The sequence below is a fragment of the Mesorhizobium monacense genome (assembly GCF_056781675.1).
The window spans coordinates 4,944,614-4,970,579 of the sequence record NZ_CM165567.1; the positions used below are offsets into that span (position 1 = coordinate 4,944,614).

Annotated in this window: 20 protein-coding genes and 1 pseudogene; 12 read left to right on the forward strand and 9 right to left on the reverse strand. The window is 64.1% G+C overall.

All coding sequences use genetic code 11. The annotated features are described in order from the left end of the window. Window positions 1-68: 68 nt before the first annotated feature. Window positions 69-2,171: a bifunctional rhamnulose-1-phosphate aldolase/short-chain dehydrogenase gene (locus AC1RUK_RS23740; protein ID WP_481838699.1), complete on the reverse strand. Its 2,103-nt coding sequence runs from the start codon at window positions 2,169-2,171 to the stop codon at window positions 69-71. A 187-nt stretch (window positions 2,172-2,358) separates the two neighbouring features. Here AC1RUK_RS23740 and AC1RUK_RS23745 point away from each other — a divergent pair, with 187 nt between their 5' ends. From AC1RUK_RS23745 to AC1RUK_RS23775, 7 genes are all read left to right on the forward strand, one after another. After that, window positions 2,359-3,168, forward strand: coding sequence for a DeoR/GlpR family DNA-binding transcription regulator (locus AC1RUK_RS23745; RefSeq protein ID WP_481840125.1), 810 nt, complete (start codon window positions 2,359-2,361; stop codon window positions 3,166-3,168). Window positions 3,169-3,223: 55 nt separating this feature from the next. After that, window positions 3,224-4,219 carry a rhamnose ABC transporter substrate-binding protein gene (rhaS, locus tag AC1RUK_RS23750; RefSeq protein ID WP_481838698.1) on the forward strand — a complete coding sequence of 332 codons (996 nt, stop codon included), beginning with the start codon at window positions 3,224-3,226 and terminating at the stop codon, window positions 4,217-4,219. A gap of 186 nt (window positions 4,220-4,405) precedes the next feature. Then, on the forward strand, window positions 4,406-5,947 hold the full coding sequence (locus AC1RUK_RS23755) for a sugar ABC transporter ATP-binding protein (RefSeq protein WP_481838697.1): 1,542 nt from the start codon (window positions 4,406-4,408) through the stop codon (window positions 5,945-5,947). Continuing rightward, the gene (locus tag AC1RUK_RS23760; RefSeq protein ID WP_481838696.1) at window positions 5,944-6,921 is read left to right on the forward strand and encodes an ABC transporter permease; all 978 of its coding nucleotides are present in this window, start codon (window positions 5,944-5,946) and stop codon (window positions 6,919-6,921) included. Before AC1RUK_RS23755 ends, AC1RUK_RS23760 begins: the two co-directional genes overlap by 4 nt. Continuing rightward, on the forward strand, window positions 6,918-7,916 hold the full coding sequence (locus AC1RUK_RS23765; RefSeq protein ID WP_481838695.1) for an ABC transporter permease: 999 nt from the start codon (window positions 6,918-6,920) through the stop codon (window positions 7,914-7,916). Before AC1RUK_RS23760 ends, AC1RUK_RS23765 begins: the two co-directional genes overlap by 4 nt. Further along, window positions 7,916-8,230: an L-rhamnose mutarotase gene (gene rhaM, locus AC1RUK_RS23770; RefSeq protein WP_481838694.1), complete on the forward strand. Its 315-nt coding sequence runs from the start codon at window positions 7,916-7,918 to the stop codon at window positions 8,228-8,230. The genes AC1RUK_RS23765 and rhaM overlap by 1 nt, the downstream gene beginning before the upstream one ends. Further along, window positions 8,227-9,594, forward strand: a complete 1,368-nt coding sequence (locus tag AC1RUK_RS23775) for an FGGY-family carbohydrate kinase (protein WP_481838693.1) — start codon at window positions 8,227-8,229, stop codon at window positions 9,592-9,594. The genes rhaM and AC1RUK_RS23775 overlap by 4 nt, the downstream gene beginning before the upstream one ends. Here the strand turns inward: AC1RUK_RS23775 and AC1RUK_RS23780 are convergent, their stop codons facing one another. From AC1RUK_RS23780 to galE, 3 genes are all read right to left on the reverse strand, one after another. Further along, on the reverse strand, window positions 9,595-11,421 hold the full coding sequence (locus tag AC1RUK_RS23780) for an alanine racemase (RefSeq protein ID WP_481838692.1): 1,827 nt from the start codon (window positions 11,419-11,421) through the stop codon (window positions 9,595-9,597). It lies immediately after the preceding gene. Between the two features lie 2 nt (window positions 11,422-11,423). After that, on the reverse strand, window positions 11,424-12,674 hold the full coding sequence (locus AC1RUK_RS23785) for a D-amino acid dehydrogenase (protein WP_481838691.1): 1,251 nt from the start codon (window positions 12,672-12,674) through the stop codon (window positions 11,424-11,426). A gap of 107 nt (window positions 12,675-12,781) precedes the next feature. Continuing rightward, window positions 12,782-13,774, reverse strand: coding sequence for a UDP-glucose 4-epimerase GalE (gene galE, locus AC1RUK_RS23790; protein WP_481838690.1), 993 nt, complete (start codon window positions 13,772-13,774; stop codon window positions 12,782-12,784). A gap of 278 nt (window positions 13,775-14,052) precedes the next feature. Here galE and hemA point away from each other — a divergent pair, with 278 nt between their 5' ends. Then, window positions 14,053-15,330 (forward strand): 5-aminolevulinate synthase, encoded by a 1,278-nt coding sequence (gene hemA / locus AC1RUK_RS23795; RefSeq protein ID WP_481838689.1) that lies wholly within the window; start codon window positions 14,053-14,055, stop codon window positions 15,328-15,330. Between the two features lie 22 nt (window positions 15,331-15,352). Here hemA and AC1RUK_RS23800 read toward each other — a convergent pair whose 3' ends face one another. Together AC1RUK_RS23800 and mscL are read right to left on the reverse strand one after the other, a co-directional pair. After that, the gene (locus AC1RUK_RS23800) at window positions 15,353-16,519 is read right to left on the reverse strand and encodes a pyridoxal phosphate-dependent aminotransferase (RefSeq protein WP_481838688.1); all 1,167 of its coding nucleotides are present in this window, start codon (window positions 16,517-16,519) and stop codon (window positions 15,353-15,355) included. Between the two features lie 106 nt (window positions 16,520-16,625). Continuing rightward, the gene (mscL, locus tag AC1RUK_RS23805; RefSeq protein ID WP_481838687.1) at window positions 16,626-17,048 is read right to left on the reverse strand and encodes a large conductance mechanosensitive channel protein MscL; all 423 of its coding nucleotides are present in this window, start codon (window positions 17,046-17,048) and stop codon (window positions 16,626-16,628) included. A gap of 238 nt (window positions 17,049-17,286) precedes the next feature. Here mscL and AC1RUK_RS23810 point away from each other — a divergent pair, with 238 nt between their 5' ends. Continuing rightward, window positions 17,287-20,769 (forward strand): PAS domain-containing hybrid sensor histidine kinase/response regulator, encoded by a 3,483-nt coding sequence (locus tag AC1RUK_RS23810; RefSeq protein WP_481838686.1) that lies wholly within the window; start codon window positions 17,287-17,289, stop codon window positions 20,767-20,769. An 18-nt stretch (window positions 20,770-20,787) separates the two neighbouring features. On the opposite strand, the gene AC1RUK_RS23815 is transcribed toward AC1RUK_RS23810, so the two are convergent. Together AC1RUK_RS23815 and AC1RUK_RS23820 are read right to left on the reverse strand one after the other, a co-directional pair. Next, a complete protein-coding gene (locus tag AC1RUK_RS23815) occupies window positions 20,788-21,447 on the reverse strand; it encodes a response regulator transcription factor (protein WP_481838685.1) in 660 nt (219 codons plus the stop codon). Window positions 21,448-21,667: 220 nt separating this feature from the next. Beyond that, entirely contained in the window at window positions 21,668-22,096 is a 429-nt protein-coding gene (locus tag AC1RUK_RS23820) for a hypothetical protein (RefSeq protein WP_481838684.1), read from the reverse strand. A 104-nt stretch (window positions 22,097-22,200) separates the two neighbouring features. On the opposite strand from AC1RUK_RS23820, the gene AC1RUK_RS23825 reads away from it, so the two are divergent. Together AC1RUK_RS23825 and AC1RUK_RS23830 are read left to right on the forward strand one after the other, a co-directional pair. Continuing rightward, window positions 22,201-22,551, forward strand: coding sequence for a DUF952 domain-containing protein (locus tag AC1RUK_RS23825; RefSeq protein WP_481839412.1), 351 nt, complete (start codon window positions 22,201-22,203; stop codon window positions 22,549-22,551). Beyond that, window positions 22,548-23,624: a quinone-dependent dihydroorotate dehydrogenase gene (locus AC1RUK_RS23830; RefSeq protein ID WP_481838683.1), complete on the forward strand. Its 1,077-nt coding sequence runs from the start codon at window positions 22,548-22,550 to the stop codon at window positions 23,622-23,624. The genes AC1RUK_RS23825 and AC1RUK_RS23830 overlap by 4 nt, the downstream gene beginning before the upstream one ends. On the opposite strand, the pseudogene AC1RUK_RS23835 reads toward AC1RUK_RS23830, so the two are convergent. Further along, window positions 23,621-24,865, reverse strand: a pseudogene (locus AC1RUK_RS23835) (MATE family efflux transporter). The gene AC1RUK_RS23830 and the pseudogene AC1RUK_RS23835 overlap by 4 nt on opposite strands. Window positions 24,866-25,063: 198 nt before the next feature. Between AC1RUK_RS23835 and AC1RUK_RS23840 the strand changes: the two are divergent. Beyond that, complete coding sequence (locus AC1RUK_RS23840; RefSeq protein ID WP_481838682.1) at window positions 25,064-25,966, forward strand: histone deacetylase family protein; 903 nt, start codon at window positions 25,064-25,066, stop codon at window positions 25,964-25,966.

Below are 25,966 nucleotides of genomic sequence, written 5' to 3' on the forward strand. Positions count from 1 at the left end.
GCACCTTCTCCCCGTATTGAGACGGAGAGAAGGGAAGCGCTTCGGCGTTGGCGCCCCTCGGCGATCGACTAGCGGGTAAAGCTCTGGGCGTTGCCCGCGTCGACATTGATGATGTTGCCGGTCGACTTGGCCGACACGTCGGAGGCGAAAAAGTAGATCGCCTCGGCAATGTCCTCGGGGAAGACCGAGCGCTTCAGCATCGAGCGCGAGCGGTAGTGCTCTTCCAGATCGTCGGTCGACATCTTGTAGGCGGCAGCGCGCTGTTCCTTCCATTCGCCGGTCCAGATCTTGGAGCCGCGCAGCACGGCGTCCGGGTTGACGACATTGACCCGGATCTGCGCCTCGGCGCCCTCCAGCGCCAGGCAGCGCGCGAGATGGATTTCGGCCGCCTTGGCTGTGCAATAGGCGGCGGCGTTGGGCGAAGCGGCAAGGCCGTTCTTGGAAGCGACGAAGACGACGTTGCCGCCGATCTTCTGGGCGCGGAACAGCCGGAAGGCCTCACGTGACACGAGGAAATAGCCGGTGGACAGGATGTCCATGTTCTTGTTCCACAGCGCCAGCGTCGTCTCCTCGATCGGCGCCGAGGAGGCAAGGCCGGCATTGGAGACGAGAATGTCGATGCCACCGAATTCGACCGCGGTCTCGGCGAAACCGGAGATTACCTGGTCCTCTGATGTGACGTTGATCAGCACCGGCCGCACGAAATCCTTGCCGTAGGCCTTGGCTAGTTCCTCATTGGCGCCGGCGAGTGCCGTCTCGTCGATATCGGCCAGCACGACGCAGGCGCCTTCGCGCAGCAAGCGGTTGGCGGTGGCGCGGCCGATGCCGCCGGCGCCGCCGGTGACCAAAGCGATCTGGCCGGCCAGCGCCTTCGGCTTCGGCATGCGCTGCAGCTTCAGATCCTCGAGCAGCCAATATTCGATGTCGAAAGCTTCCTGTGCGGGCAGGCCGGCATAGGACGAGACGGTCGAGGCGCCGCGCATGACGTTGATGGCGTTGACGTAGAACTCGCCCGAGATGCGGGCCGTCGCCTTGTCGCCAGCGAAGGTGAACATGCCGATGCCGGGCATCAAATAGACGACCGCATTGGGATCGCGGATGGCGGGCGAGTCTGCATGCTTGCAGCTGTCGTAATAGGCCTGGTAGCCGGCGCGGTAGGCAGCAATATCGTCGGCGAGACGCGCGATGACGGCATCGACATCGGGATTTGCGGGATCGAACTCGATGACCAGCGGCCGGATCTTGGTGCGCAGGAAATGGTCCGGGCAGGAGGTACCAAGCGCCGCCAGCGGCCGCAAATCCCTGGAATTGACGAATTCGAGCACGGCGGCGGAATCGTCGAAATGGCCGAGCTTGTGGCTCTTCTCCGAGATCAGGCCGCGAATCCGCGGCATCAGCTTTGCGGCCACGGCGCGGCGCGCCTCAGCATCGAGCGATTTGACGATTTCGCCGCCGAAAATCGCCACGCCTTCGGACCGACGCTCGAACCACTCCATCGCCTGATTGATCACCGCGATCGTCGTCTCGTAGCATTCCTTCGGCGTGTCGCCCCAGGTGAACAGGCCATGGCTCTCTAGGATGACGCCCTTGGCGGCGGGATGCTCGAGACAGAATTTTTCCAGCCACAGGCCGAGCTCGAAGCCCGGCCGCTTCCATGGCAGCCAGCCGATGGCGTCGCCGAAGATCTCTTTGGTCAGCGTCTTGGAATCCTTGGCCGCGGCGATGGCGATGATGGCATCGGGGTGCATATGGTCGACAAACGGCTTCGGCACGAAGGCGTGCAGCGGCGTGTCGATCGAGGCCGCGCGCGGATTGAGGTTGAAGGTGCAGTGCGGCAAGAAGCCCACCATCTCGTCCTCATGCGCAAGCCCGCGATAGAGGCCCTTCAGCGCGCGCAATTTGTCCATGTATAGGGTGGCGAAACCGTCCAGCTTGATCGAGGCGCTGTCGCCGCCCGAGCCCTTGACCCACAAGACTTCCACGCTCTCGCCGGTCAGCGGGTCCTTCTGCCAGATCTTGGACGAGGTGTTGCCGCCGCCATAATTGGTGACGCGCTTGTCGGAGCCGAGCGTGTTCGAGCGATAGACGAGGCGTTCCGGTTCGCTCATCGACGCCGCCTTGGCGTCGTCCCACAGATTGGCAAGGCGCGAGCCGGAGCGCTTGTCGAGCATTTGAATATCCTCCCGTGAGACACGCGAACAGTGCGGTCGAGCTTGGCCAAATGTCTACGCTAGCGGCGAGATTGTCAATCACAAACGATCAACTCCGATCATACTGCACTGCACAATGAAAATATATGATTGGAAATGATTGACACTGCGCGTTTTGGGTGCCTAGATGCCCAGGCAGGGAGGAACCATGCACGAGAAAGAGCGCCACAGGATCATTCTGTCCGCCGTCCAGGAAAAACCTGTGGTGACGGTGCAGGAAATGGTCGACCTGACGGACTCGTCCGAGGCGACGATCCGGCGCGATATCGCTGCCTTGCACGTTCAAAAGCGCCTGCGCCGTGTGCGTGGTGGCGCCGAGGCGATCTCGCCGCCGCAGTTCATCGGCCTTGCCGGCCGGCCCTTTTCCGTCAACGAAACGCTGAATGCCCAGCAGAAGCGGGCGATCGCCCGGGAAGCAGTGGAACTCTGCAAGGATGGCGAGCCGATCATCATCAATGGCGGCACCACGACCTTCCAGATGGTGCATTTCCTGACCGGCCGCCGCATGCCGATCTTCACCAATTCCTTCCCGATCGCCGAACACCTGCTCAAGCATTCCAAGAACACGGTGATGCTGTCGGGCGGCACCATCTATCGCGAGCAGAACATCATCCTGTCGCCCTTCGACAATGACGTGACGCGCAATTTCTATGCGCGCCGCATGTTCATGGGCGCGCAGGGGCTGGGGCCGCTCGGCCTGATGGAAGGCGACCCGCTGCTGATCCAGGCCGAGCAGAAACTGATCGACCAGGCCGACGAGCTTGTGGTGCTGGTCAACTCCTCGAAATTCCGCATGCGCTCCAGCCTGATCCTGTGCGGTCTGACACGCATCGCCACGGTGATCACCGACGACGGCATCGAGGACCGCGAAGCCAAGATGCTGGAAACCGCCGGGGTGACGCTGATCGTCGCCCGCAAACCGGCAAGCAACAAGGAAGAATCTTCACTGCAGGCCTGAGGCCAACTCGCGCCCGCAGCGGCGATGGAATGCAACGCTCAAGGGAGGATATTCGATGAGCTTCTTGAAGAAACTGCTGGTTACGGCGGCCTTTTCCGCCGCCATGTTCGTGAATGCCGCCTATGCCGAAAACGTCAAGATCGCGCTGGTGGTGAAGTCGCTCGGCAACGGCTTCTTCGATGCAGCCAACAAGGGCGCCGAAGAAGCGGCCAAGGAACTCGGCGATGTCGAGGTCATCTACACCGGCCCGACCAAGGCGACCGCCGAAGCGCAGATCGAGGTGGTCAATTCGCTGATCGCGCAGAAGGTCAACGCCATCGCCATTTCGGCCAATGATGCGGACGCGCTGGTTCCGGCGTTGAAGAAGGCGATGGAACGCGGCATCACCGTGATCTCGTGGGATTCGGGCGTCGCTCCCGAAGGCCGCCAGCTTCACCTCAACCCGTCCGACACCGGCCTGATCGGCGAGACCATCATCAAGCTCGCCGCCGACTATCTGCCGGAAGGCGGCGATGTCGCCATCCTGTCGGCATCCTCGACCGCGACCAACCAGAATGCCTGGATCGAGGCGGCCAAGAAGGTGCTGCCGGAGAAGTTCCCCAAGATCAAACTCGTCGCCACCGTCTATGGCGATGACGACTCGGCCAAGAGCACCGACGAAGCCAAGGGCCTGTTGAAGTCTTATCCGAATCTCAAGGCGATCATCGCACCGACCACGGTCGGCGTCGTTGCCGCCGCCCAGGTGGTGACCGACGAAGGCCTCATCGGCAAGGTCAATGTCACCGGCCTGGCGCTGCCGTCGGAGTTCAAGAAGTTCATCGACAATGGCTCCAGCCAGGCGGTCGCGCTGTGGAACCCGATTGATCTCGGCTACTCGGCCATCTACCTCGCCCATGACCTGGCGGTGAAGAAGGAAGAGGCCAAGCCCGGTGCGACGCTGTCGATCGGCCGCGTCGGCAAGGTGACGCTCGACGACACCAATTCGGCTGCAATGGCTCCGCCCTTCCAGTTCGACAAGACCAACATCGAGAAGTTCTCCAAGATCTATTGATCCTGGCGTCCTTCAAGCTGATGCGGCGGGGCTCACGCTCCGCCGCATCTTCAAACGGACCTGGAGCGGTTCAGCTTTTGATAGAACCGCCGACCGCTCTAAGCATTTTGTTTTTATGCAATTCTGGATCGAAAACCGCTTCGCACCTTTCCTGGGATTGCTCTAGCTTCAGGGCCTGATACGGATATGGACACGACAGCCCAGCACGAATTGGAGACGGAACGGCCCGAGCCCTCCGCCCCGCGCCTGACGCTCTCAGGCATCTCTAAGAGTTTTCCCGGCGTACGCGCGCTGCATGATGTCAGCCTGTCGCTCTATCCCGGACAGGTGACAGCGCTGATCGGCGAGAACGGCGCCGGCAAGTCGACGCTGGTCAAGATCATGACCGGCATCTACCAGCCCGACGCCGGCACGATCAGCATCGACGGCGAGGCCGTTGCCGTGCACAGTGCCCACGCCGCCTTCGGCCATGGCATCACCGCCATCCACCAGGAAACAGTGCTGTTCGACGACCTGTCGGTTGCCGAAAACATCTTTCTCGGCCATGCGCCGCGCACCCGCTTCGGCACCATCGACTGGCGCACGATGCGCAAGAACGCCCGCGAGGTTCTCGACACGATGCGCGCCGGCCATATCGACGCTGACACGCGGCTGAAGGATCTCGGTATCGCCAACAAGCACCTCGTGGCCGTCGCCCGCGCCATGTCGATCGACGCACGCATCGTCATCATGGACGAGCCGACGGCGGCACTTTCGATGAAGGAGATCGAGGAGCTGTTTCTGCTCATCGAATTCCTCAAGAGCGAAGGCAAGGCGATCCTGTTCATCAGCCACAAGTTCGACGAGATCTACCGCATCGCCGACCGATACACCGTGTTCCGCGATGGCGAGATGGTCGGCGCAGGCCTGCTCAAGGACGCCGACCAGGGCAAGATCGTGCGCATGATGGTCGGCCGCAACGTCGACCACATCTTTCCGCAGCGCAAGGCTGATATCGGCGCGCCGGTGCTGTCGGTCACCGGCCTGTCGCATCCGACCGAGTTCGACGACATTGGCTTCGAATTGCACAAGGGCGAGATATTGGGCTTCTACGGCCTTGTCGGCGCCGGGCGCAGCGAGGTGATGCAGGCAATATCGGGCATCACGCGCACCAGCAGGGGCACAATCACGCTCGAGGGAAAGGCCATCGCGCCGAAATCGGCTGCTGACTCGATCGAAGCCGGCATCGTCTACGTGCCGGAGGAGCGCGGCAAGCAGGGCGTGGTGATCGGCCTGCCGATCTTCCAGAATGTCTCGCTGCCTTCGCTGAAGCGCACGTCCAAATCCGGGATGCTTCGCCTGGCGGAAGAGTTCGCGCTGGCCCGCTCCTACACCGAGCGGCTCGATCTGCGCGCCTCCTCGCTCAGCCAGGATGTCGGCACGCTTTCCGGCGGCAACCAGCAGAAGATCGTCATCGCCAAATGGCTGGCGACGGCGCCCAAGGTGATCATCCTCGACGAGCCGACCAAGGGTATCGACATCGGCTCCAAGGCCGCCGTGCATGGCTTCATGGCCGAACTGGTGGCGCAAGGCCTGTCGGTGATCATGGTGTCGTCCGAATTGCCCGAAATCCTGGGCATGTCCGACCGCGTCGTCGTCATGCGCGAAGGCCGCATCGCGGCTGTCCACGATAACAAAGGGCTAGACGCCGAGACGCTGGTGAGGACAGCAGCGGGGATCGCGGCATGAAAAACGTCGTCAAATACCGCGAGATCTGGCTGCTTGCGGCCATCGCCGTGCTGATCGGCCTGATCTCGACGCGCTTCCCCGGTTTTGCAGACCCGGCCAATCTGCGCCAGGTGTTCAACGACACCTCGATCCTGATGATCCTGGCGCTCGGCCAGATGGTGGTGATCCTGACCCGTTCGATCGACCTGTCGATGGCCTCCAACCTCTGCTTCACCGGCATGGTGGTGGCGATGCTGAACGCCGCGCATCCGGCCATCCCGATCCCGCTGCTGATCGTCATCGCACTCCTCGTCGGGCTGGTGCTCGGCGCCGTCAACGGCTTGCTGGTGTGGCGGCTGAACATCCCCTCGATCGTGGTGACATTGGGCACGCTCACTATCTATCGCGGTGCCACTTTCGTCATTTCCGGCGGCGCCTGGGTCAATGCCGACCAGATGAGCCCCGACTTCATCAATCTGCAGCGCGCGGCCTTCCTCGGCATTCCGGTGCTGTCATGGATCGCGCTCCTCGTCATCGCGCTGTTCTTCCTGGTGATGACGCGCACCGCGCTCGGCCGCTCGATCTACGCCATCGGCGTCAATCCGACCGCGTCGGTCTATGCCGGCATCGATGTCGGCCGCACCAAATTCATCGTCTTCTGCATTTCCGGGATGATCGGCGGGCTCGCCGGCTATCTGTGGATCTCGCGCTATGTGATTGCCTCGGTCGAGGTCGCCAACGGCTATGAGCTCAACATCATCGCCGCCTGCGTCATCGGCGGCATCTCGATCGCCGGTGGCATCGGCTCGGTCGGCGGGGCGGTGCTCGGCGCGCTGTTCCTCGGCATGATCTCCAACGCGCTGCCGGTCATCAACATCTCGCCCTTCTGGCAGATGGCGATTTCGGGCAGCGCCATCATCCTGGCTGTGGTGCTCAATGCGCGCGGCGAACGCCGGCAGGGCCGCATCATCCTCAGAAAGGCGGAAGCGGCATGACCGACACCCCTGCCCCGCGCCACATCCCGGACCGGCTCGACAAGCCGCTCTCTTCGGCGATCTTCTCCTGGGAGGCGCTGCTGGTCGTCGTCGCGGTCGCGATCTTTGCCGTCAATAGTTTTGCGTCGCCCTATTTCCTCGATCCGTGGTCGCTGTCGGACCTGACCTTCAACTTCACCGAAAAGGCGCTGATTGCGCTCGCCATGGCGCTGTTGATCATTTCCGGCGAGATCGACCTGTCGGTCGCCGCCATCATCGCGCTCGCCTCGACCATGATGGGCATGGCCGTGCAGGCCGGCGCCGGCACGCCGGTTCTGGTCTTGATCGGCATCGCCGTCGGGCTCGGCTGCGGTGCCTTCAACGGGCTGCTCGTCACCAAGCTCGGCCTGCCGTCCATCGTCGTCACCATCGGCACGATGAGCCTGTTTCGCGGCATTGCCTTCATCGTGCTCGGCGACCAGGCCTACAAGGGCTATCCAGCAAGCTTCGCCTTCTTTGGCCAGGGCTATGTGTGGTGGGTGGTGTCGGTCGAGCTGACGTTGTTTCTCGTGGCGGCCGTCATCTACTGGTTCGTGCTGCACCGGACGAGCTTCGGCCGGCGGGTCTTTGCCATCGGCAACAATCCGGTGGCGGCACAGTTCTCCGGCGTGCGCGTCGATCGCATCAAGTTCATCCTGTTCTGCCTGACCGGATTGATGTCGGGCATCGCCGCGGTGCTGATCACCTCGCGGCTCGGTTCGACCCGGCCTTCGATCGCGCAAGGCTACGAGCTCGAAGCCATCACCATGGTGGTGCTCGGCGGCGTCAGCATCCTCGGCGGCGCCGGCAGCATTCTGGGCGTCGTGCTTGCCGCCTTCATCATGGGGCTGGTGACCTTCGGCCTCGGCCTGCTCAACGTGCCGGGCATCGTCATGTCGATCTTCATCGGGCTGCTGTTGATCATAGTGATTGCGCTGCCGATCGTCTGGCGGCGGCTGCGCGGAGGCTTCGCCTGATGGAAAAATACGCCTTCAAGATGAGGCTCAATCCCGGCATGAAGGCCGAGTACAAGCGCCGCCATGACGAGATCTGGCCGTCGCTGGTGGCCCTGCTGAAACAGGCCGGGGTGTCCGATTATTCGATCCATATCGACGAGGAGACCAACATCCTCTTCGGCGTGCTGTGGCGGCGGGACGATCATGGCATGGCCGACCTGCCCAAGCACCCGGTGATGCAGCGCTGGTGGGCGCATATGGCAGATGTCATGGAAACCAACGCGAAGAACGAGCCGGTGGCGGTGCCGCTGGAAACCATGTTCCATATGGCATGATGCGCCACGTCGCCGTCATCGATATCGGCAAGACCAACGCCAAGGTGGCGCTGGTCGATCTTGCGTCCATGCACGAGACAGCGCTGCGCCGCACCGCCAACGCGGCCTCCACTAATGGCCTCTACCCTCATCACGATGTCGAAGCCCTGTGGGCCTTCATCCTCGACAGCCTCGCCGCGATCCACCGCGAGCAGCACATCGACGCCATATCGATCACCACCCATGGCGCGACGGCGGTGCTGGTTGATGCCGAAGGCAAACTGGCACTGCCGGTGCTCGACTATGAATTCGCCGGGCCGGACGCGCTTGCCAGCGACTATGATGCGATCCGTCCACCCTTTACCGAGACCGGCACGCCGCGCCTGCCCGCCGGCCTCAACATCGGCGCGCAGCTGTTCTGGCAGCAGAGGCATTTTCCAATCGAATTCGCCCGAGCGGCGGCGATCCTGATGTACCCGCAATACTGGGCCTCGCGGCTGACCGGCGTCGCCGCCAACGAAGTGACATCGCTCGGCTGCCACACCGATCTGTGGAACCCCTGGAAGGCGGATTACTCGCCGCTGGTCGACGAGATGGGCTGGCGCCGGCTGATGGCGCCGGTACGACCGGCGAAGGACCGGCTGGGGCCGATCCTGCCTGCGCTTGCACAACAAACCGGGCTAGACCCGCAAACGCCGGTGTTTTGCGGGCTGCACGATTCCAACGCCTCGCTGCTGCCGCATCTGCTTGCCGACCCGCCGCCTTTCTCGGTCGTCTCGACCGGAACCTGGGTGGTGTCGATGGCGGTGGGCGGCGACAAGGTGGCGCTCGATGCGGCGCGCGACACGCTGGTCAATGTCAACGCGCTCAGCGATCCCGTTCCGTCAGCGCGCTTCATGGGCGGCCGCGAATTCTCGCTGCTCACCGAAGGTTCCGCGCAGGACTGGAGCGACGCAGATGTCGCCGCCGTGCTGGCACGCAGGACATTGTTGCTGCCCTCGACCCAGAAAGGCTCGGGGCCTTATCCGCATCACGCCGCGCAGTGGCTCGCGGCTGAGGACATCACCGAAGGCCAACGCTTCGTCGCCGTGTCCTTCTATCTGGCGCTGATGACGGCGACTTGTCTGGGCCTGATCGGCGGCGATGGTCCGGCGATCGTCGAGGGCCCGTTCGCCCGCAACCGGCTTTTCACCCGGATGCTCGCCGCCGCGACGGCGCGGCCGGTCATTGCCTCGGAAGCGGCGACCGGCACCAGCATCGGCGCCGCGCTTCTGGCGACCGATCGCGGCGCGGTCGGAAGCAGGGGCGAAAAGACCGAGCCACCGGCCGATCCAGCCTGGGCCGACTATGCGCGCGCGTGGCATACGGCGGTCGACGCAAGTTGATCAGAGAATCCGCTTGCCGAAAGCCGACATGACGAAGTTGATCGTTTCGGTCGCCAACCGCGGCTCGAGTTCGACCGTCAGCCCGGAAACATCCATCGACAGCAGCCCACCGGACAGCGCGATCGTCTCCATCGCCTGATGCGTCTCGCGCACGGTGATGCCGCCGGAACCCGCCGCCCAGCCGGCGAACTCGGTCACCGTTGGCGCGTAGCTGACGTGAAAACCTTGCGTGCCGGAGGAGGCGATGTGGATGGCCTCGCGCATGACTTCGCGCATGCCCATGGCGTCGACGTCGGTCATGGTGAAGGCGGAAACGCGCGAATCGTTCAGCACCCGCGCCTCGGCCGGATCGGCATGGCGCAGCCCGACAATGACGACGTTTTCCGGCGACAGCTGCGGTTGCAGGGCGCCGGGCTTGTGGTCGAGGCCGAGCGTCCGCGCCAGCACGGAGACCTCGGGCAGGTTGATGCCTTCCTCGTCTTCCGGCATCAGTGCGGCAATGGAATCGATCCAGATCAGGCCGAAGGAATGCGTGGCACGCGCTGTCGCCGTCAGCGCCCTGTGGGCGATGCGACGGTCGGCGCCGACGGTCAGCCGGATCAGACCGGATGGCGGCCGTTCGACATCGGCGAGCTCGACGACGTCGAAATTCATCGCCTCCAGCCGGGCGCCGGTCGCCTCGCGCGCCACGATTCCAGCCGCCGCCGGCTCGGCCGAGATCGACACCATCTTGCGGCCGGAATAATCCTCGACATCGTGCATCGGGGCCTTTTCGACATATTCAGAGGTCATTGCCAAAAGCATGGCGCCGTAGCTCATGCGGAAGGCGACGCGGTCACCGACAGCGGGCGGCGGATCGGCGTCCTGCACATCGAGCAGCAGGTGGTCGCTGGAGGCACCGAGCACGCGAATACCCTTGGCAATGGGCACCAGCCCTTCGACCAGCACGTCCTCGCGGCCGATATTGGCGATGGCGCGCAGCCTGTCGCCTTCATCGGGAAACACCGGCTGGTTGCCGAAAGCGTCGTAGCCGGACTGGCCGATCGGCCGCGACGGCTTCAGCTTGACCTCGATCATGTCGCTGGTCAGGCGGCAGGCATCGGGTTCGAGTTCATCCCAGGGCGTGTCGCGGAAGGTTTCGACGCCGCCTTGCAGGATCGCCTCGCCGACTCTCAGATTGTTGATGCCGGCGGGCAGACGTCCCTCGAGCAGCAGCGGCAGCGACGACGAGGCGCCGCCCGAGATCCAGTCCAGGCTCTTGCCGGACAGGCGCTCGGTCTTGTAGGCGTGGGCGACGAGCTGGCCGAGGTTTTCCTCGGTCGGCATGATGGCGCCGAAGCAGCCGAGATTGGTGCCGATGCCGGCGATGCGCACGCCCTTCATCTCCAGGATCTGCTCGACCGTGGGGACGAGATCGTTCGGCCAGATGCCTTCCCGGAGATCGCCGAGATCGATCATCAGCATGATGTCGTGGACGCGGCCCATGCGCTCGGCGATGCGGGCTATCTCGCGGATGATGGTGAGTTCGGATTGCAGGCTGATGTCGACGCTGCGCACCACCTCCTCGACGCGGGCAACCGGCGGGCTGCGCAGCAGCATGATCGGCGCGGTGATGCCGCTGTCGCGCAAGCGCCGGATGTTCTCGAAGCGCGACTCGGCAATGCCGGAAACACCGCCGCGCAGCATGGCGCGCGCCACCTGCGGCATGCCGCAGGTGCCCTTGGTGACGCCGAAGACCTTGATGCCGGAGAGCGCGCAGCGCTCGACGATGGTGCGGGCGTTGCGCTCGATGCGGCCGAGATCGATGGCGACTTGCGGTCCGGACATCGCTAGTTCCTGTAGACCAGCCCTTGCGGGTCGATCTCGGGCTTACGGCCAGCGACGAGGTCGGCAAGGAATTTCCCCGAGCCGCAGGCCATGGTCCAGCCGACATGGCCGTGGCCGGTGTCGAGATAGAGGTTCGTGTAGCGGGCCTGGCCGATGACCGGCACGGAGTTGGGCATCATCGGCCTGAGGCCGGCCCAGAGCTCGGCCTTCTTCTCGTCGAAGGCGCCGGGGAAAAGCTCCTTGCCGGTCCTGAACATGGCGGCGAAGTCTCTGGGACGAAATGTGCGGTCGAAGCCGGTGAATTCGGCCGTGGACGCAAGCCGCAGCCGGTTGCCGAGCCGGGAGTAGCCGATCAACTGGTCTTCGTCGGCGCCGCCCATGGTCGGCCCCTTGCTCTCGTCCTCCAGGGGAATGGTCGCGGTGTAGCCTTTCACCGGATAGACCGGCAGGTCGATGCCGTAGCGGCGGCCAAGCAGGCCGCTTTCCGGCCCCATCGAGATGACGACGGCGTCGCCGGAGACCGGGCCGGCCGAAGTCATCACAGCGCGCACATGGTCGCCTTCGACGTCGAGACCCTCGACCGCCGTGCCGTAGAGAAACTTCACGCCGAGCTTTTCCGCAGCGTAGGCGGCGAGTTTCTCGACGAACTGCCGGGAATCGCCGGTCTGGTCGATCGGCGAATAGACGCCGCCGGCGATCTTGTCCTTCGCATCGGCAAGGCCGGGCTCGAGCTCGATCAGGCGGTCGCGACCGACGATCTCGATCGGCAGGCCATGTTTGGCGAGAAACCGGTAGTTGTCGGTGCCGGTGTCGAGACTGTGCTGCGAGCGGAAGAAATAGAGGATGCCCTTCTTGCGCTCGTCATAGTGGATGCCGGTATCGGCCGAGAGCGCGTTGATGCAGTCGCGGGAGTAGAGCGCCAGGCGCAATTTGACCTGACTGTTGGCGCGCAGGCGCGATACCGTGCACTGGCGCAGGAAACGCAGGCTCCAGGCCAGGAAATACGGATCGAAGCGCAGCCGCACCTTGATGCCGAGATCGTGGTTGTAGAGCGCGCGCAGGAACGTTTTCAGCGCCGCGGGTGAGGCCCAGGCTGTGGCGTCGCCGGGCGACACCAGCCCGGCATTCGACTGGCTGGTGCCGCGCGCCGGGGCCGGATGACGTTCGATCACCGTCACCTCGTGGCCGTCGTTGGCCAGATAGTAGGCGGCGGCCGTACCGACAACACCGGCCCCAAGCACCAAAACCTTCATGCCGCCCCCCAAGGATCAAATATGGCCAAAGCGCCTCCACGCTCCGCCGAGAAGCCCTTCAATAGCGCTTCTGCGAGCGCGGGACGAGCCCTTGGTCTATAGGCTGGCTACCGCGCCGAGTTCTTGCTGCTCAGGATCCGCTCCCAGGCAAGCGCGTCGGCGACGATCAGGTCGAGGTCGTCGCGCTGCGGCGTCCAGCCGAGCTCCGCACGTGCAAGCTCCGAATTGGCGACCACGGCGGCGGCGTCGCCCGGGCGGCGGTCCCCCATCTTCACCTCGAAATCATGGCCGAAGGCGCGGCGAACGCTGTCGATGACTTCAAGCACCGAATAACCGTGGCTGTAGCCGCAATTGGCGACCAGGCTGGCACCCCCGGCGCGCAGCCGCTGCAGCGCCAGACGATGCGCCGCCGCCAGGTCGCTGACATGGATGTAATCGCGCATGCAGGTACCATCCGGGGTGGAATAGTCGGTGCCGAAGACCTGCATGAAGGGCCGCTTGCCGAGCGCGGTCTCGCAGGCGACCTTGATCAGATGCGTGGCGCCCGGCGTCGACTGGCCGGTGCGGCCCCTGGGATCGGCGCCGGCGACGTTGAAGTAGCGCAGCGCCGTATAGCGCAGCCCGTGCGCAATCGCCGCATCGCGGAGCATCCATTCGCTCATCAGCTTGGACAGGCCGTAGGGCGATACCGGCGCCAGGCTGGCGTCCTCGCGCACCGGCTCCAGCCCGGCGCCGCCATAGACGGCGGCGGTCGAGGAAAAGATAAAATTGGGCACGCCTTCGCGCACCGCGGTCTCGATCAGCGTGCGTGTCTTGCAGGTGTTGTTCTCGTAATAGCTGAGCGGGTCGGCGACCGACTCGGGAACCACTATCGAGCCGGCGAAATGGATGATCGCGTCGACCTTGTTTTCCCTGATGATCGAACCGACCAGCTCCCTGTCGGCGACATCGCCGACGACGAGCTTCGCCTCGGGTGCCACCGCCCATTCGAAGCCGGTCGAAAGCCGGTCGAGCACGACCACGCTCTCGCCCGCATCCAGAAGTTCCCAGACCATGTGGCTGCCGATATAGCCGGCACCGCCCGTTACCAAAACCGTCATCCCGAATCCTCGCACCTTCTGATTTATCGGAAACTGTCTCAACAAGCGCCTTACTGGAAAGCCCGCCGCAAGGCCATTAAAACCCTCAATGTTAAATCGGTAACAGTCGCTCCGGCCTGCGGCATGATACCGAAACAAAATTGATCCACATCAAGGGAATAGGCCACGAACCGTGGACGTTAGGAACAGGTCCGGGGCGTGGCATTTTGACCAAAAAGGTCCGGTGGACGCCAAAGGGGGCAATGACTATGATCCCGCGCAAAACTTGGGACGTCGACATGAACTATCAGCGGTTCTTCGAGGAAGCGATCGACCAGCTCCATGCCGAGCGGCGCTATCGCGTTTTTGCCGACCTCGAGCGCATCGTGGGCAAATTCCCGCGCGCCATCTGGCGTTCCAACGGCCGCGCCCAGGAAATCACCGTCTGGTGCTCCAACGACTATCTCGGCATGGGCCAGCATCCGGACGTCATCGCCTCGTTCCAGAACGCGGCCGGCAAGATGGGTTCGGGCGCCGGCGGCACCCGCAACATTTCCGGCACCAGCAACCCGCTGGTCCAGCTTGAGCTGGAACTGGCCGACCTGCACGACAAGGAAGCGGCACTGGTCTTTACGTCGGGCTTCGTCTCCAACGAAGCGTCGATCTCGACCATCGCGCGGCTGCTGCCCAACTGCCTGATCATCTCGGACGAGCTGAACCACGCCTCGATGATCGAAGGCGTGCGGCGCTCGGGCGCCGAAAAGAAGATCTTCCGCCACAATGACGTCGCGCATCTGGAAAGCCTGCTGCAGGCGGCCGGCCGCGAACGCGCCAAGCTGATCGTGTTCGAAAGCGTCTATTCGATGGATGGCGACATCGCGCCAATCAAGCAGATCGTCGACCTCGCCGAGCGCTACAACGCCATGACCTATATCGACGAGGTGCATGCCGTCGGCATGTACGGACCGCGCGGCGGAGGCATCACCGAGCGCGAAGGGCTCGCCGACCGCATCGACATCATCGAAGGCACGCTCGCCAAGGCATTCGGCACGCTCGGCGGCTACATCACTGGCACAAGTGCCGTCATCGACGCCGTACGCTCCTATGCGCCGGGCTTCATCTTCACCACGGCGCTGCCGCCGGCGATCGCGGCTGCCGCCACCACGTCGATCCGCCACCTGAAGCGCTCGCAGGCCGAGCGTGACGCGCAGCAGCGCCAGGCGTCGCGGACCAAGGAGATTCTCGGCGCCGCCGGCCTGCCGGTGATGAACTCGCCGACCCATATCGTACCGTTGCTGGTCGGCGATCCCGAACTCTGCAAGATGGCCAGCGATCGCCTGCTCGGCGTGCACGGCATCTACATCCAGCCGATCAACTATCCGACGGTGCCGCGCGGCACCGAGCGGCTGCGCATCACGCCGACGCCCTTCCATTCCGATCAACTGATCGCCGAACTGCAGGACGCCCTGGTCGAGACTTGGGACGCACTCGGCATCCCCTATGGTGCGGCGGGCCGCCCCGCGGTCGCCAAGAGCGACCGGATTATCCCTCTATTGGTTCCGAAGTCAGGTGGCTGAAGGGCGTCTGATCCTCAGCTGCTCAAACCGTCCTCATCCACTTCGCCAGCCGGTGCGCGGCTTCCTCGAGCTGGTCGAGGCGGCGGTGGAAGCATAGCCTGAGGAAGGCTTCGCCGCCGGGGCCGAAGGCGGTGCCGGGCGCCAGGCCGACATTGGCCTGGTCGACGATGTCGAAAGCGGCGGTTCGGGAATCGGTGATGCCGTCGACCGTGAAGAACAGGTAGAACGCGCCCTGCGGCACGGTGAAACGCGCCTTGCCGGTTGCGTCGAGGATACCGCAGACCAGATCGCGCGCCGCCCGCGCCCGCTCAACCTGCTCGGCGATAAAGGCATCGCCCTCGTCGAGCGCCGCGACGGCACCGCGCTGCATGAACTGGGCAACGCCCGAGGTCGAATACTGGATCAGGTTCTCGAACACCTGCTGCAGGGCGGGATGGGTCTTGATCCAGCCGACGCGCCAGCCGGTCATCGCCCAGTTCTTGGAAAAACTGTTGACGAACAGGATGCGGTCTTGCGCCGTCGCAATGTCGAGGAAGGACGGCGCACGGCCGTGACTGTAGTGGAACAGCGCATAAATCTCGTCGGCGATGATCCAGATGCCCTTTTCGCGGGCAAGGTCGAGGATCGCCTGCAGCGTCTCCCGGTCGGCGGTCCAGCCGGTCGGGTTGGACGGCGTGTTGACGAACAGCGCCTTGGTCCTTGGCGTGATCGCGGCTGCGATCTTGTCAACATCGCAGGACCAGCCATTGCCGGACTGGTCGAGTGTGACCGCAACCGGAACGGCGCCAGCGACACCGGCAGCGGCGGCGAAATTCGGCCAGGCCGGTGACAGATAGGCGACCTCGTCGCCACTGCCGGCGACCGCGTCGATGGCCACCTGGATGGCGTGCATGCCGGAGGCGGTGACAATGAACTCGTCCGCGGCAAAGGTCTTGCCGAAATGCCTGTCATAGTAGCGAGAAAGCGCCTGTCTCAGCTCCGGGATGCCCTTCTGCCAGGTGTAGAAGGTCTCGCCGGCGGCCAGTCCGCGGGCAGCGGCGTCGCTGATGAAGGCAGGCGTCGGCAGATCGCCCTCGCCGGCCCAGAGCGGGATCAGGCCGTCGCGCAGCCGGCCGTGATTGACGACGGCGACGATACCACTTTCGGGCGCGGCGCGGGCCTCGGCGCGTAAATTCTGGATCAGGGTCATGCAAATGTCCGTTGGTTTCGCGACAGCTAGCCTGTTTTGAGGCAGGCGAAAACAGAAAACCCCGGCCGCAAGCGACCGGGGTTTTGGTCCAGAAACGTTGCTCCGGCTATCTCTTGGCCAGCAGATCGCGAATTTCGGTCAGCAGAGCGACATCGGCGGGCGGCGGCGCGGCAGGCGCAGCCGGCTTTTCTGTCTCGAGCCGCCTGCGCAGATCGTTCACGGCCTTGACCATCAGGAAGATGATGAAGGCCATGATGAGGAAGGTCAGCGCCACCGTGATGAAGCTGCCATAGGCCAGAACCGCGCCCTGCCCCTTGGCCGCGTCCAGCGTCGGGGCGTTGACGGCCGAGGAAAGCCCAAAAAAATAGTTGTTGAAGTCCAGTCCACCGAAGATCGCGCCGACGATTGGCATGATGATGTCGTCGACCAACGAAGTGACGATCTTGCTAAAGGCGGCGCCGATGATGACGCCGACAGCCAAGTCCATCACATTTCCCTTGGAAATGAATTCCTGGAATTCCTTCAGCATTCGACCCTCCGTGCCATGGCCGCGCTGCCGCCTCCACCCGTCCCTTCGGCGCCGGCCCGCATCCACCATAACAAAAACCCTTGGTTGCAAAACGGGGAAAATGGCAAAGGCACCGGTTTCGCCTTACCTTGGGTCATTGGCCGAATACGCTGACAAACCCGGGCGCCATGCGCCGAAAGCCGCGATGGACTCGACCTCCAAGCTGTGATTGCGTCTGTACCAGGAGGACTTTCGGGCCGTGCAGGGCTGGTTCATCGTCATCATCGCGATCGCATATGTGACGCTGCTGTTCGTCATCGCCAGCCTTGGCGACCGGCGCTCGGCAACGGCAGGGTCTGACCGCGCCCGTCCGTTCATCTATGCGCTCAGCCTCGCCATCTACTGCACCTCCTGGACCTTCTTCGGCTCGGTCGGCCTGTCCTCCGAACGCGGCCTCGAATTCCTCGGCATCTATACCGGCCCGGTGCTGGTGTTCGTGTTCGGCTTCCCGCTGCTCAACCGCATCGTCAGGCTGGCCAAGACCGAGAAGATCACCTCGATCGCCGACTTCCTCGGCGCCCGCTATGGCAAGAGCTTCACCGTGGCGGCGATCGCCACGCTGATCGCGACCATCGGCGCGGTGCCCTATATCGCGCTGCAATTGAAGGCGATCTCCGGCTCGGTCAGCCTGATGGTCGAGCACTACACGGGATCGCCACCCTCCTTCGATCCGTTCGTCAGCGACATCTCGCTGGTCGTAGCTATGCTGCTGGCGCTGTTTGCGGTGCTGTTCGGCACCCGCCATGCCGATGCCACCGAGCACCAGGACGGCCTGGTGCTCGCGGTGGCCGTGGAAACCGTGGTCAAGCTCGCCGCCTTCCTGGCGATCGGCCTGATGGTGACCTTCCTGATCTTCGGCGGACCGGGCGACATGTTCGACAAGCTCGCTGAGAATGGCGAAGTGCGGCAGGCGATGGGCTACAACACCTCTTTGGCCACCTGGCTGGTGCTGACGTGCCTCAGCGGCTTTGCCATCATCATGCTGCCGCGCCAGTTCTACGTCACCATCGTCGAGAACCGCGGCGAGGCGGAACTGCGCACCGCGACCTGGGTGTTTCCGCTCTATCTCGTCGCGATCAACCTGTTCGTGCTGCCGATAGCTTTCGCCGGACTGTCGCTGGTCGGGACCAGGACCAGCAGCGACCTCTATGTGCTGTCGCTGCCGCTGTTCAGCGGCCATGATGTGCTGGCCATGGCCGCCTTCATCGGCGGCCTGTCGGCGGCGACCGCCATGGTCATCGTCGAAAGCGTGGCGCTGTCGATCATGATTTCAAACGACCTCGTGATCCCGCTGTTCGTGCGCCGCTTGCTCAAGACCACCACCTCCGAGAGCGAAGACTGGTCGTCGCTGATCCTCAATGTCCGGCGCGGCGCGATCTTCGTCATGCTGTTCATCGCCTTCCTCTACTATCGCGAGAGCACCAACAGCGCGCGGCTGTCCTCGATCGGCCTGATGTCGTTCGCGGCCATCGCCCAGTTCGCGCCGGCGCTGATCGGCGGGTTGATCTGGCGCGGCGCCAATGGCAGGGGCGCGGCGCTCGGCATGGTCGCCGGCATCCTCCTTTGGGGCTACACCCTGCTTTTGCCCTCGCTTGCCTCACCCGATGCCGACATTCTCGTCCACGGCCTGTTCGGCTTCGAGGCTTTGCGGCCGCAGGCTCTGTTCGGCACCGTTGCCGAACCGTTGAACCACGGCGTGCTGTGGAGCCTGTCGATCAACGCGGTGTTCTTTGTCCTAGGCTCGCTGTCCCGAGCGTCTGTGCCGCTGGAACGCATTCAGGCCTCGATCTTCGTGCCGCGCGAGGCTGGCCCGATGCCCAGCCTGCGCCGCTTCCGCACCGCCATCACCGTCAACGACCTCAAGGACACGATCTCGCGCTATCTCGGTGTCGAGCGCACCGAGCGCTCCTTCCAGTCCTTCGAAAAGACCAACGGCACCACGCTGCACGGCAACGAGCAGGCGAGCATGGACGTCATCCGTTTTTCCGAGCAATTGCTGGCGAGCGCCGTCGGTTCCTCGTCGGCGCGGCTGATTCTGTCGCTGCTTTTCCGCCGCAACGACCGCGAATCCAAGGATGCCTTTCGCCTGCTCGACGACGCCACCGAGGCGCTGCAGCACAACCGCGACCTGCTGCAGATCGCGCTCGACCAGATGGAACAAGGCATCACCGTCTTCGACCGGGATTTCCGCCTGATCTGCTGGAACCGCCAGTACCGGGCGCTGTTCGACCTGCCCGACGAGATGGGCCAGGTCGGCGTCTCGCTCGACCGCATCCTGCACCATCTCGCGCAGCGCGGCGACATTCCGTCCGACCAGCGGGTGGCGATGCTCAACCGCCTGACCAGCTTCGTCAGCCCGTGGCAGATGGAGCTGAAGACCAGCGGCCGCATCCTGGAGCTACGCTCCAACCCGATGCCTGACGGCGGCATCGTCGCCACCTATGCCGACATTTCCGGGCGCGTCGAACAGGATCTGGCGCTGAAGCGGGCCAATGAATCGCTTGAGCAGCGGGTCAAGACGCGCACCATCGAACTGACACGCGTCAATGAGGAGCTGGCGCAGGCGCAGATGCTGGCCGAGGAGGCCAATCTCGGTAAGACGCGCTTCCTTGCCGCCGCCGGCCACGACATCCTGCAGCCGCTGAATGCCGCACGCCTCTATTGCTCGTCGCTGATCGAAAAGGCCGGCAAGGGTCCAGCCGGCAAGGCGGCGGTCAACATCGAATCCTCGCTGGAATCGGTCGAGACCATTTTGGGCGCCGTGCTCGACATTTCCCGCCTTGATGCGGGCGCAATGAAGCCGGACGACACCGCCTTCAGCCTGGACGGGCTGCTGCGCCAGATCGGCAACGATTTCCGGCCGCTCGCCGCCGAAAAGAAGCTCGGCCTGACCATCATGCCGTCGTCGCTCTCCGTGATGACGGACCGCAATTTGTTGCGCCGGCTGATCCAGAACCTCATCTCCAACGCCATCAAATACACCCGCCACGGGCGCATCCTGGTCGGCGTGCGGCGGCGCGGAGAGCTGGCCGAAATCCAGGTGATCGACACTGGCATCGGCATCGCCGGCGACAAGCTGAACACGGTGTTCCACGAATTCACCCGGCTCGACGAAGGCGCGCGCGAAGCCGAAGGCCTCGGCCTCGGCCTCTCCATCGTCGACCGCATCGCTCGCGTGCTGAGGCTCGAAATCCGGATCTTTTCCAACCCGGGCAAGGGCACGCGCTTTTCCGTGATCCTGCCGATTGTGGCGGCCGAGGCGCCCCGACGCGAAGTCGAGGCGAAGACGCCAGTGCGCGCGACGAATTCGCTGGCCGGATTGCGTGTACTCTGCATCGACAACGACGCCCGCATCCTCGACGGGATGCGGCTGCTGCTCGAAGGCTGGGGCTGCAGCGTCGACACCGTCACGGGTGTCGAGGCGGCATCCGGCATGCGCCGGCCGGATATCGTGCTTGCGGACTACCATCTCGACGGCGGCACCGGACTGGGTGCCATCGAGACGTTGCGGTCAATTCACGGCCATGACTTGCCGGCCGTTCTGGTCACTGCCGACCGCTCCAGAGAGGTCCGCACTGCTGCCGGCGGGCTTGATGTGCCGGTGATCAACAAGCCGCTGAAACCGGCCGTGCTGCGGTCGATGATGGCCAGGGTCAGGCCGCTGGCATCGGCGGCCGAATAATCCGACCCGTATCCAGGGTCAGCCTGCAGCCTGCAGCGGATCGCCGCCGATCTTGGCCAGCTGGATCACCGCCTGGGTGCGGCTGTCGACGCCGAGTTTCTGCAGAATGGCCGAGACATGGGCCTTGATCGTGGCTTCGGAGACGCCGAGTTCGTAGGCGATCTGCTTGTTGAGCAGTCCTTCCGCCAGCATGCCGAGCACGCGCGTCTGCTGCGGTGTCAGCGCCTGCAGGCGCTTGATCAGGTCCGATATTTCGGGGTCGCGCTCGACGCCGAGATCGATGCCGACGGGCGCCGCTATGTCGCCGGCCAGCACCGACTGCACGGCGCCGCGGATCTCCTCCATGCTGGCCGATTTGGAGATGAAGCCCGAGGCGCCGAGATCGAGCGCGCGCCGAATGGTCACCGGGTCGTCATGCGCCGACACCACGACCAGCGGCACGGCCGGGTGAACACCGCGTAGCGAGATCAGGCCGGAGAGGCCGCTGGCGCCCGGCATCGACAGGTCGAGCAGCACCATGTCGACATCCTCATTGGCCACGACCAACGCCTTGGCGCTTTCGAAATCGCCGGCTTCGTGAATGGCGGCGACATCGCCGATGCCCGCAAGCGCCTCTTTCAGGGCGCCGCGGAAAAGCGGATGGTCGTCGGCGATGACGAACGTGTAGCCCGACGGCAAATCGTCCTCCCCAAATCCCGCTGCTGATTGACTGCTTTTACGGGACCGGAACGATTATGCGGTGATGCGCCCTGTTTTCAAGCGGCAAAGCCCTGACTCGGATTTTTCCTTGGAGCGGTTCAGGTTTTGATAGAACCGCCGACCCGCTCCAATCGCCTGTTCTGCCACATTTATGCGGACGCAAAATGATTCCATTTGGCGGCAAAATGCTTGGGCCAACTCAGGTCTTTTGCGAGTTGAGCTGGGCGCCGTCGTCCTTTTCCATATCCTTGACGATGCCCATGAAGCCGCGCAGGAAGCGCTCCATATAGCTCATCGTCTTGTTGAAATCCTCCTCGCTGGGGAGCTTCGATTCGAGGCGGGCGGACAGCGAGTTCTCGAGCCTGGTGACGCGCTCGTCCATAGCCTTCATCGAAGTCTGCAATCGGTCGACCTCGTCCTGGAAGGCGGCGCGTTCGTCGGCCGCCATTTTGCAGACGAGCTGGCCGGCGCGCTCCTCGCAGATCGACATGGCGCCGGTCTGGGTGTCCATGCGGACATAGCCGTTGGCCGACTTTTCCAGTTTGTAGCGGTCGGTCTCCTCGGACCAGGCCGACGCCGCGACCAACGAGACGAGTGCGGCGGGGATCAGTATGTGCTGCAGACGCATGTTCAACCTCCACGAGCCAGTAGACGCACCCTATCACAGGTTTGCGCCGTAAATGGGGAAGAGTTGCCCTTCCCCGCATGATCGGTTCGGACTATAGCGCAACCATGTCTCAGATTATCTACAAGATCGCGCCCGAAGCCTTGTGGCGCGAGGCCGAGAAAAACGGCTGTTTTGCCGGTGCGCCGATCGATATCGCCGACGGCTTCATCCACTTCTCCACCGCCGCGCAGGTGCGGGAGACGGCGGCCAAACACTTCGCCGGCCAGACCGACCTTTTGCTGATCGCCATTGATGGGAACCGGCTCGGCGATGCGCTGAAATACGAGGTGTCGCGCGGCGGCGCGCTGTTCCCGCACCTCTACGCCCCGCTGGATCTCGAGGCGGTAATCTGGGTCCGTCCGCTGCCGCTCGGCACTGACGGCCTGCACCAATTCCCGGCGCTGGAGGCCGAATGAGCGTGCTCGACCGGATTGGCCAAAAACTGCTGTTCACGTTCGATCCGGAAGCAGCCCACGGGCTGTCGATCGCCGCGCTGCGATGCGGCCTGCCGGTTGCCGGGCGGCCGCCACGAGATGAACGACTGAAAGTCAGTGTTTGCCGGATCGATTTCCCGAATCCGCTCGGCATGGCCGCGGGCTATGACAAGAACGCCGAGGTGCCGGACGCGCTGCTTGGCTTCGGCTTCGGCTTCGCCGAGGTCGGCACGGTGACGCCACTGCCGCAGGCGGGCAACCCGAAACCGCGCATCTTTCGGCTGACGGCGGATGAAGCGGTGATCAACCGGCTGGGCTTCAACAATGAGGGCCATGCGGCTGCGGAAAAGCGCCTTGCCGCGCGCAAGGGCCGTAGCGGCATCGTCGGCGTCAACATCGGCGCCAACAAGGACAGCGCCGACCGTATCGGCGACTACGAACGCGGCGTGGCCCGGTTTGCCCAATACGCCAGCTATCTGACGGTCAACATCTCCTCGCCGAATACGCCGGGCTTGCGCAACATGCAGGCGCGCGAGCAGCTCGGCGAACTTTTGTCCCGCGTGATGGCCGCGCGGGCGGTAGCTCCGGCGAATCCGCCTGTCTTCCTCAAGATTGCACCGGATCTGGTCGAGGCCGAGCTGGAAGACATCGCGGCCGAGGTCACCGACAAGCAACTGGACGGCGTCATCGTCTCCAACACCACCATTTCACGGCCGGCGCTGCGCAGCGCCAGTGTCGCCGGCGAGGCCGGCGGGCTTTCGGGAAAGCCGCTGTTCGAGCGCTCGACCATCGTGCTGGCGAAGATGCGCAAACTGCTCGGACCAGACCGCGCCATCATAGGCGTCGGCGGCGTCGATTCCGCTGAGACGGCGCTGGAGAAAATTCGCGCCGGCGCCGATCTCGTCCAGCTCTACACCGGCATGATCTATGCCGGCCCTGCACTGCCCGGCCGCATTCTCTCCGGCATGATCCGTTTTGCCGACAGAGAACGCCTCACATCGATCCGGGCGCTGCGCGACATCAGCCTCGACAAATGGGCGTCGAAGCCGCTCTAAAAGGCGGTCCGCACCCGCAGCCGCAAAATCGCCAGCAGGCTGAAGCCGCGCACCAGCAGGAAAACGTGCAGTGCCGCCCACAGGCCATTGTTGCCGAAGGCCGGCGCCAAAGTGAGCAGCGCGGCGCTGAAGGCGAGAAACGACAAAAGCATCATGTTGCGCATATCGCGCGACCAGGTTGCGCCGATGAAGACCCCGTCCATCTGGAAGGCCAGCACGCCGCTGAGCGCAGTGAAGGCCGCCCAGGGCAGATAGGTGTCGGCGACGGCGCGAACATCCTGCGACGTGGTGACCAGAGCGACCAGACCGGCACCGCCCGTGAGCAGGACAAGCGTCGCCGCTCCCGCCAGCCCGAAGCCCCAGAACAGGGTCAACCGCACCGCCCGGTGGAAGGGCGCGGCGGCGCGCGCGCCGATGGCCCGTCCCGCAAGCTGTTCGGCGGCGGTGGCGAAACCGTCGAGGAAATAGCCTGCGATGAGGAAGAAGTTCATCAGCACGGCATTGGCGGCCAGCGTCACCGTGCCGAACTGCGCGCCCTGGCGGGTGAACAGCGCAAAGGCGGCGAGCAGCGAAAACGAGCGGATCATGATGTCGCGGTTGAGCGACAGCATGTGCCGGAATGCCGTCATGTCGAAGATGCGATGGCGTGGCAGCCGGGGTGCGGCCGCCTGATGACGATCGCCAGCCCAAGCAGCATGGCAAGGAACTCGCCGGTGACGGTCGCCCATGCGACACCTGTGACGCCCCAGCCGAGTTCGAGTCCGAGCAGGATGCAGAGCACGATGTTGATGCCGTTCAGCACCGCCTGCAGCATCAGTCCCAGTCCGCCTTCGCCGCGCCCCAGCACGTAGCCCAGAATGGCGTAGTTGATCAGCGAGAACGGCGCTGCGAGCAATCTGATGCGGATATAGACGGCCATTGCCTCGCTGACGCGCGGTTCGGCGCCCATGAACTTTTGTCCGGCAATGGCGATCAATGGCGCAAGTGCTGCAAATGCGATGCCGGCGACGACCGCGATCAGCACAGCGCGCCAGAATACCGCCTGTTCCTCCAGATCGTCGCCGCGTCCAAAAGCCTGGGCGACGAGGCCGGTGGTGCCGGAACGCAGGAAATTGAAGGTGGTGAAGACGACGCAGCGCACCCGCCGCCAGGCCGCCGAGCAGGGCTGCATCGCCGAACTGCCCGATCACCGCCGTATCGACGATGCCGAGCAACGGCGTCGTCAGATAGGCAAGTGTCATCGGCACCGCGATGGCGAGCACCGAGCGGTTGGTGACGACGAAGGCTCTAGCGTTGGCTTGGGTCGCATCCAAAGGAGTGCTGCCTTGCTGATTGCGGCTTGATCGGACAGCCGATGTGCCCCAGTTTCGCGATGCTACGCAATCGCCAACCAATGGCGGCCAACCGAATTCCAGCACTGGCGCAGGCCGCCCCACATCATGTCGCTGCAGATCGTCCATCACCCCGACTACGACGCCGGCTTTGCCGTCAACCACCGCTTCCCGATGAGCAAGTATCCGCTGCTGATGGAAGCTCTGCGTTCGCGCGGGCTGGCGCGCCCGGATGCGGCGAACTTGCCCGACCCGGCGCCGGCATCCTGGCTGAAGCTTGCGCATGCGCCTGACTATGTCGAGCAGGTGCTGGCCTGCGAAGTGCCCGAAAAAATCGAGCGAGAGATCGGCTTTCCGGTCGGCCCGCGCGTTTCGCTGAGGGCGCAGTTCGCAGCAGGCGGCACGGTGCTGGCGGCGCGGCTCGCCTTGCAGCACGGCATTGCCTGCAACGCCGCCGGCGGCAGCCATCATGCGCGGCGCGCGCAAGGCGCCGGCTTCTGCACCTTCAATGACGTCGCTGTCGCCTCGCTGGTGCTGCTGGCCGAAGGTGCGGCACGAAGCATCCTGATCGTGGATCTCGACGTGCATCAAGGCGACGGCACGGCGGATATTCTGAAAGATGAACCACGCGCGTTCACCTTTTCCGTGCATGGCGAGCGCAACTATCCGGCGCGCAAGATCGCTTCGGACCTCGACATCGCCCTACCGGATGGCACCGGCGACGCCGCCTATCTGGAACGGCTGGTTAGCATCCTGCCGGAGCTCTCCGCGCAAGCGCGCTGGGACATCGTCTTCTACAATGCAGGCGTCGACGTCCATGCCGAGGACCGGCTGGGACGGCTCGCCCTCAGCGACTATGGTCTGCGCGCTCGCGACGAGATGGTGATCGGCCATTTTCGCGCGCTCGGCATTCCGCTCTGCGGCGTCATCGGCGGCGGCTATTCGACCGACGTGGCCACATTGGCCGCGCGCCACGCCATCCTGTTCGAGGTGGCCTCCGGTTACGCCTGA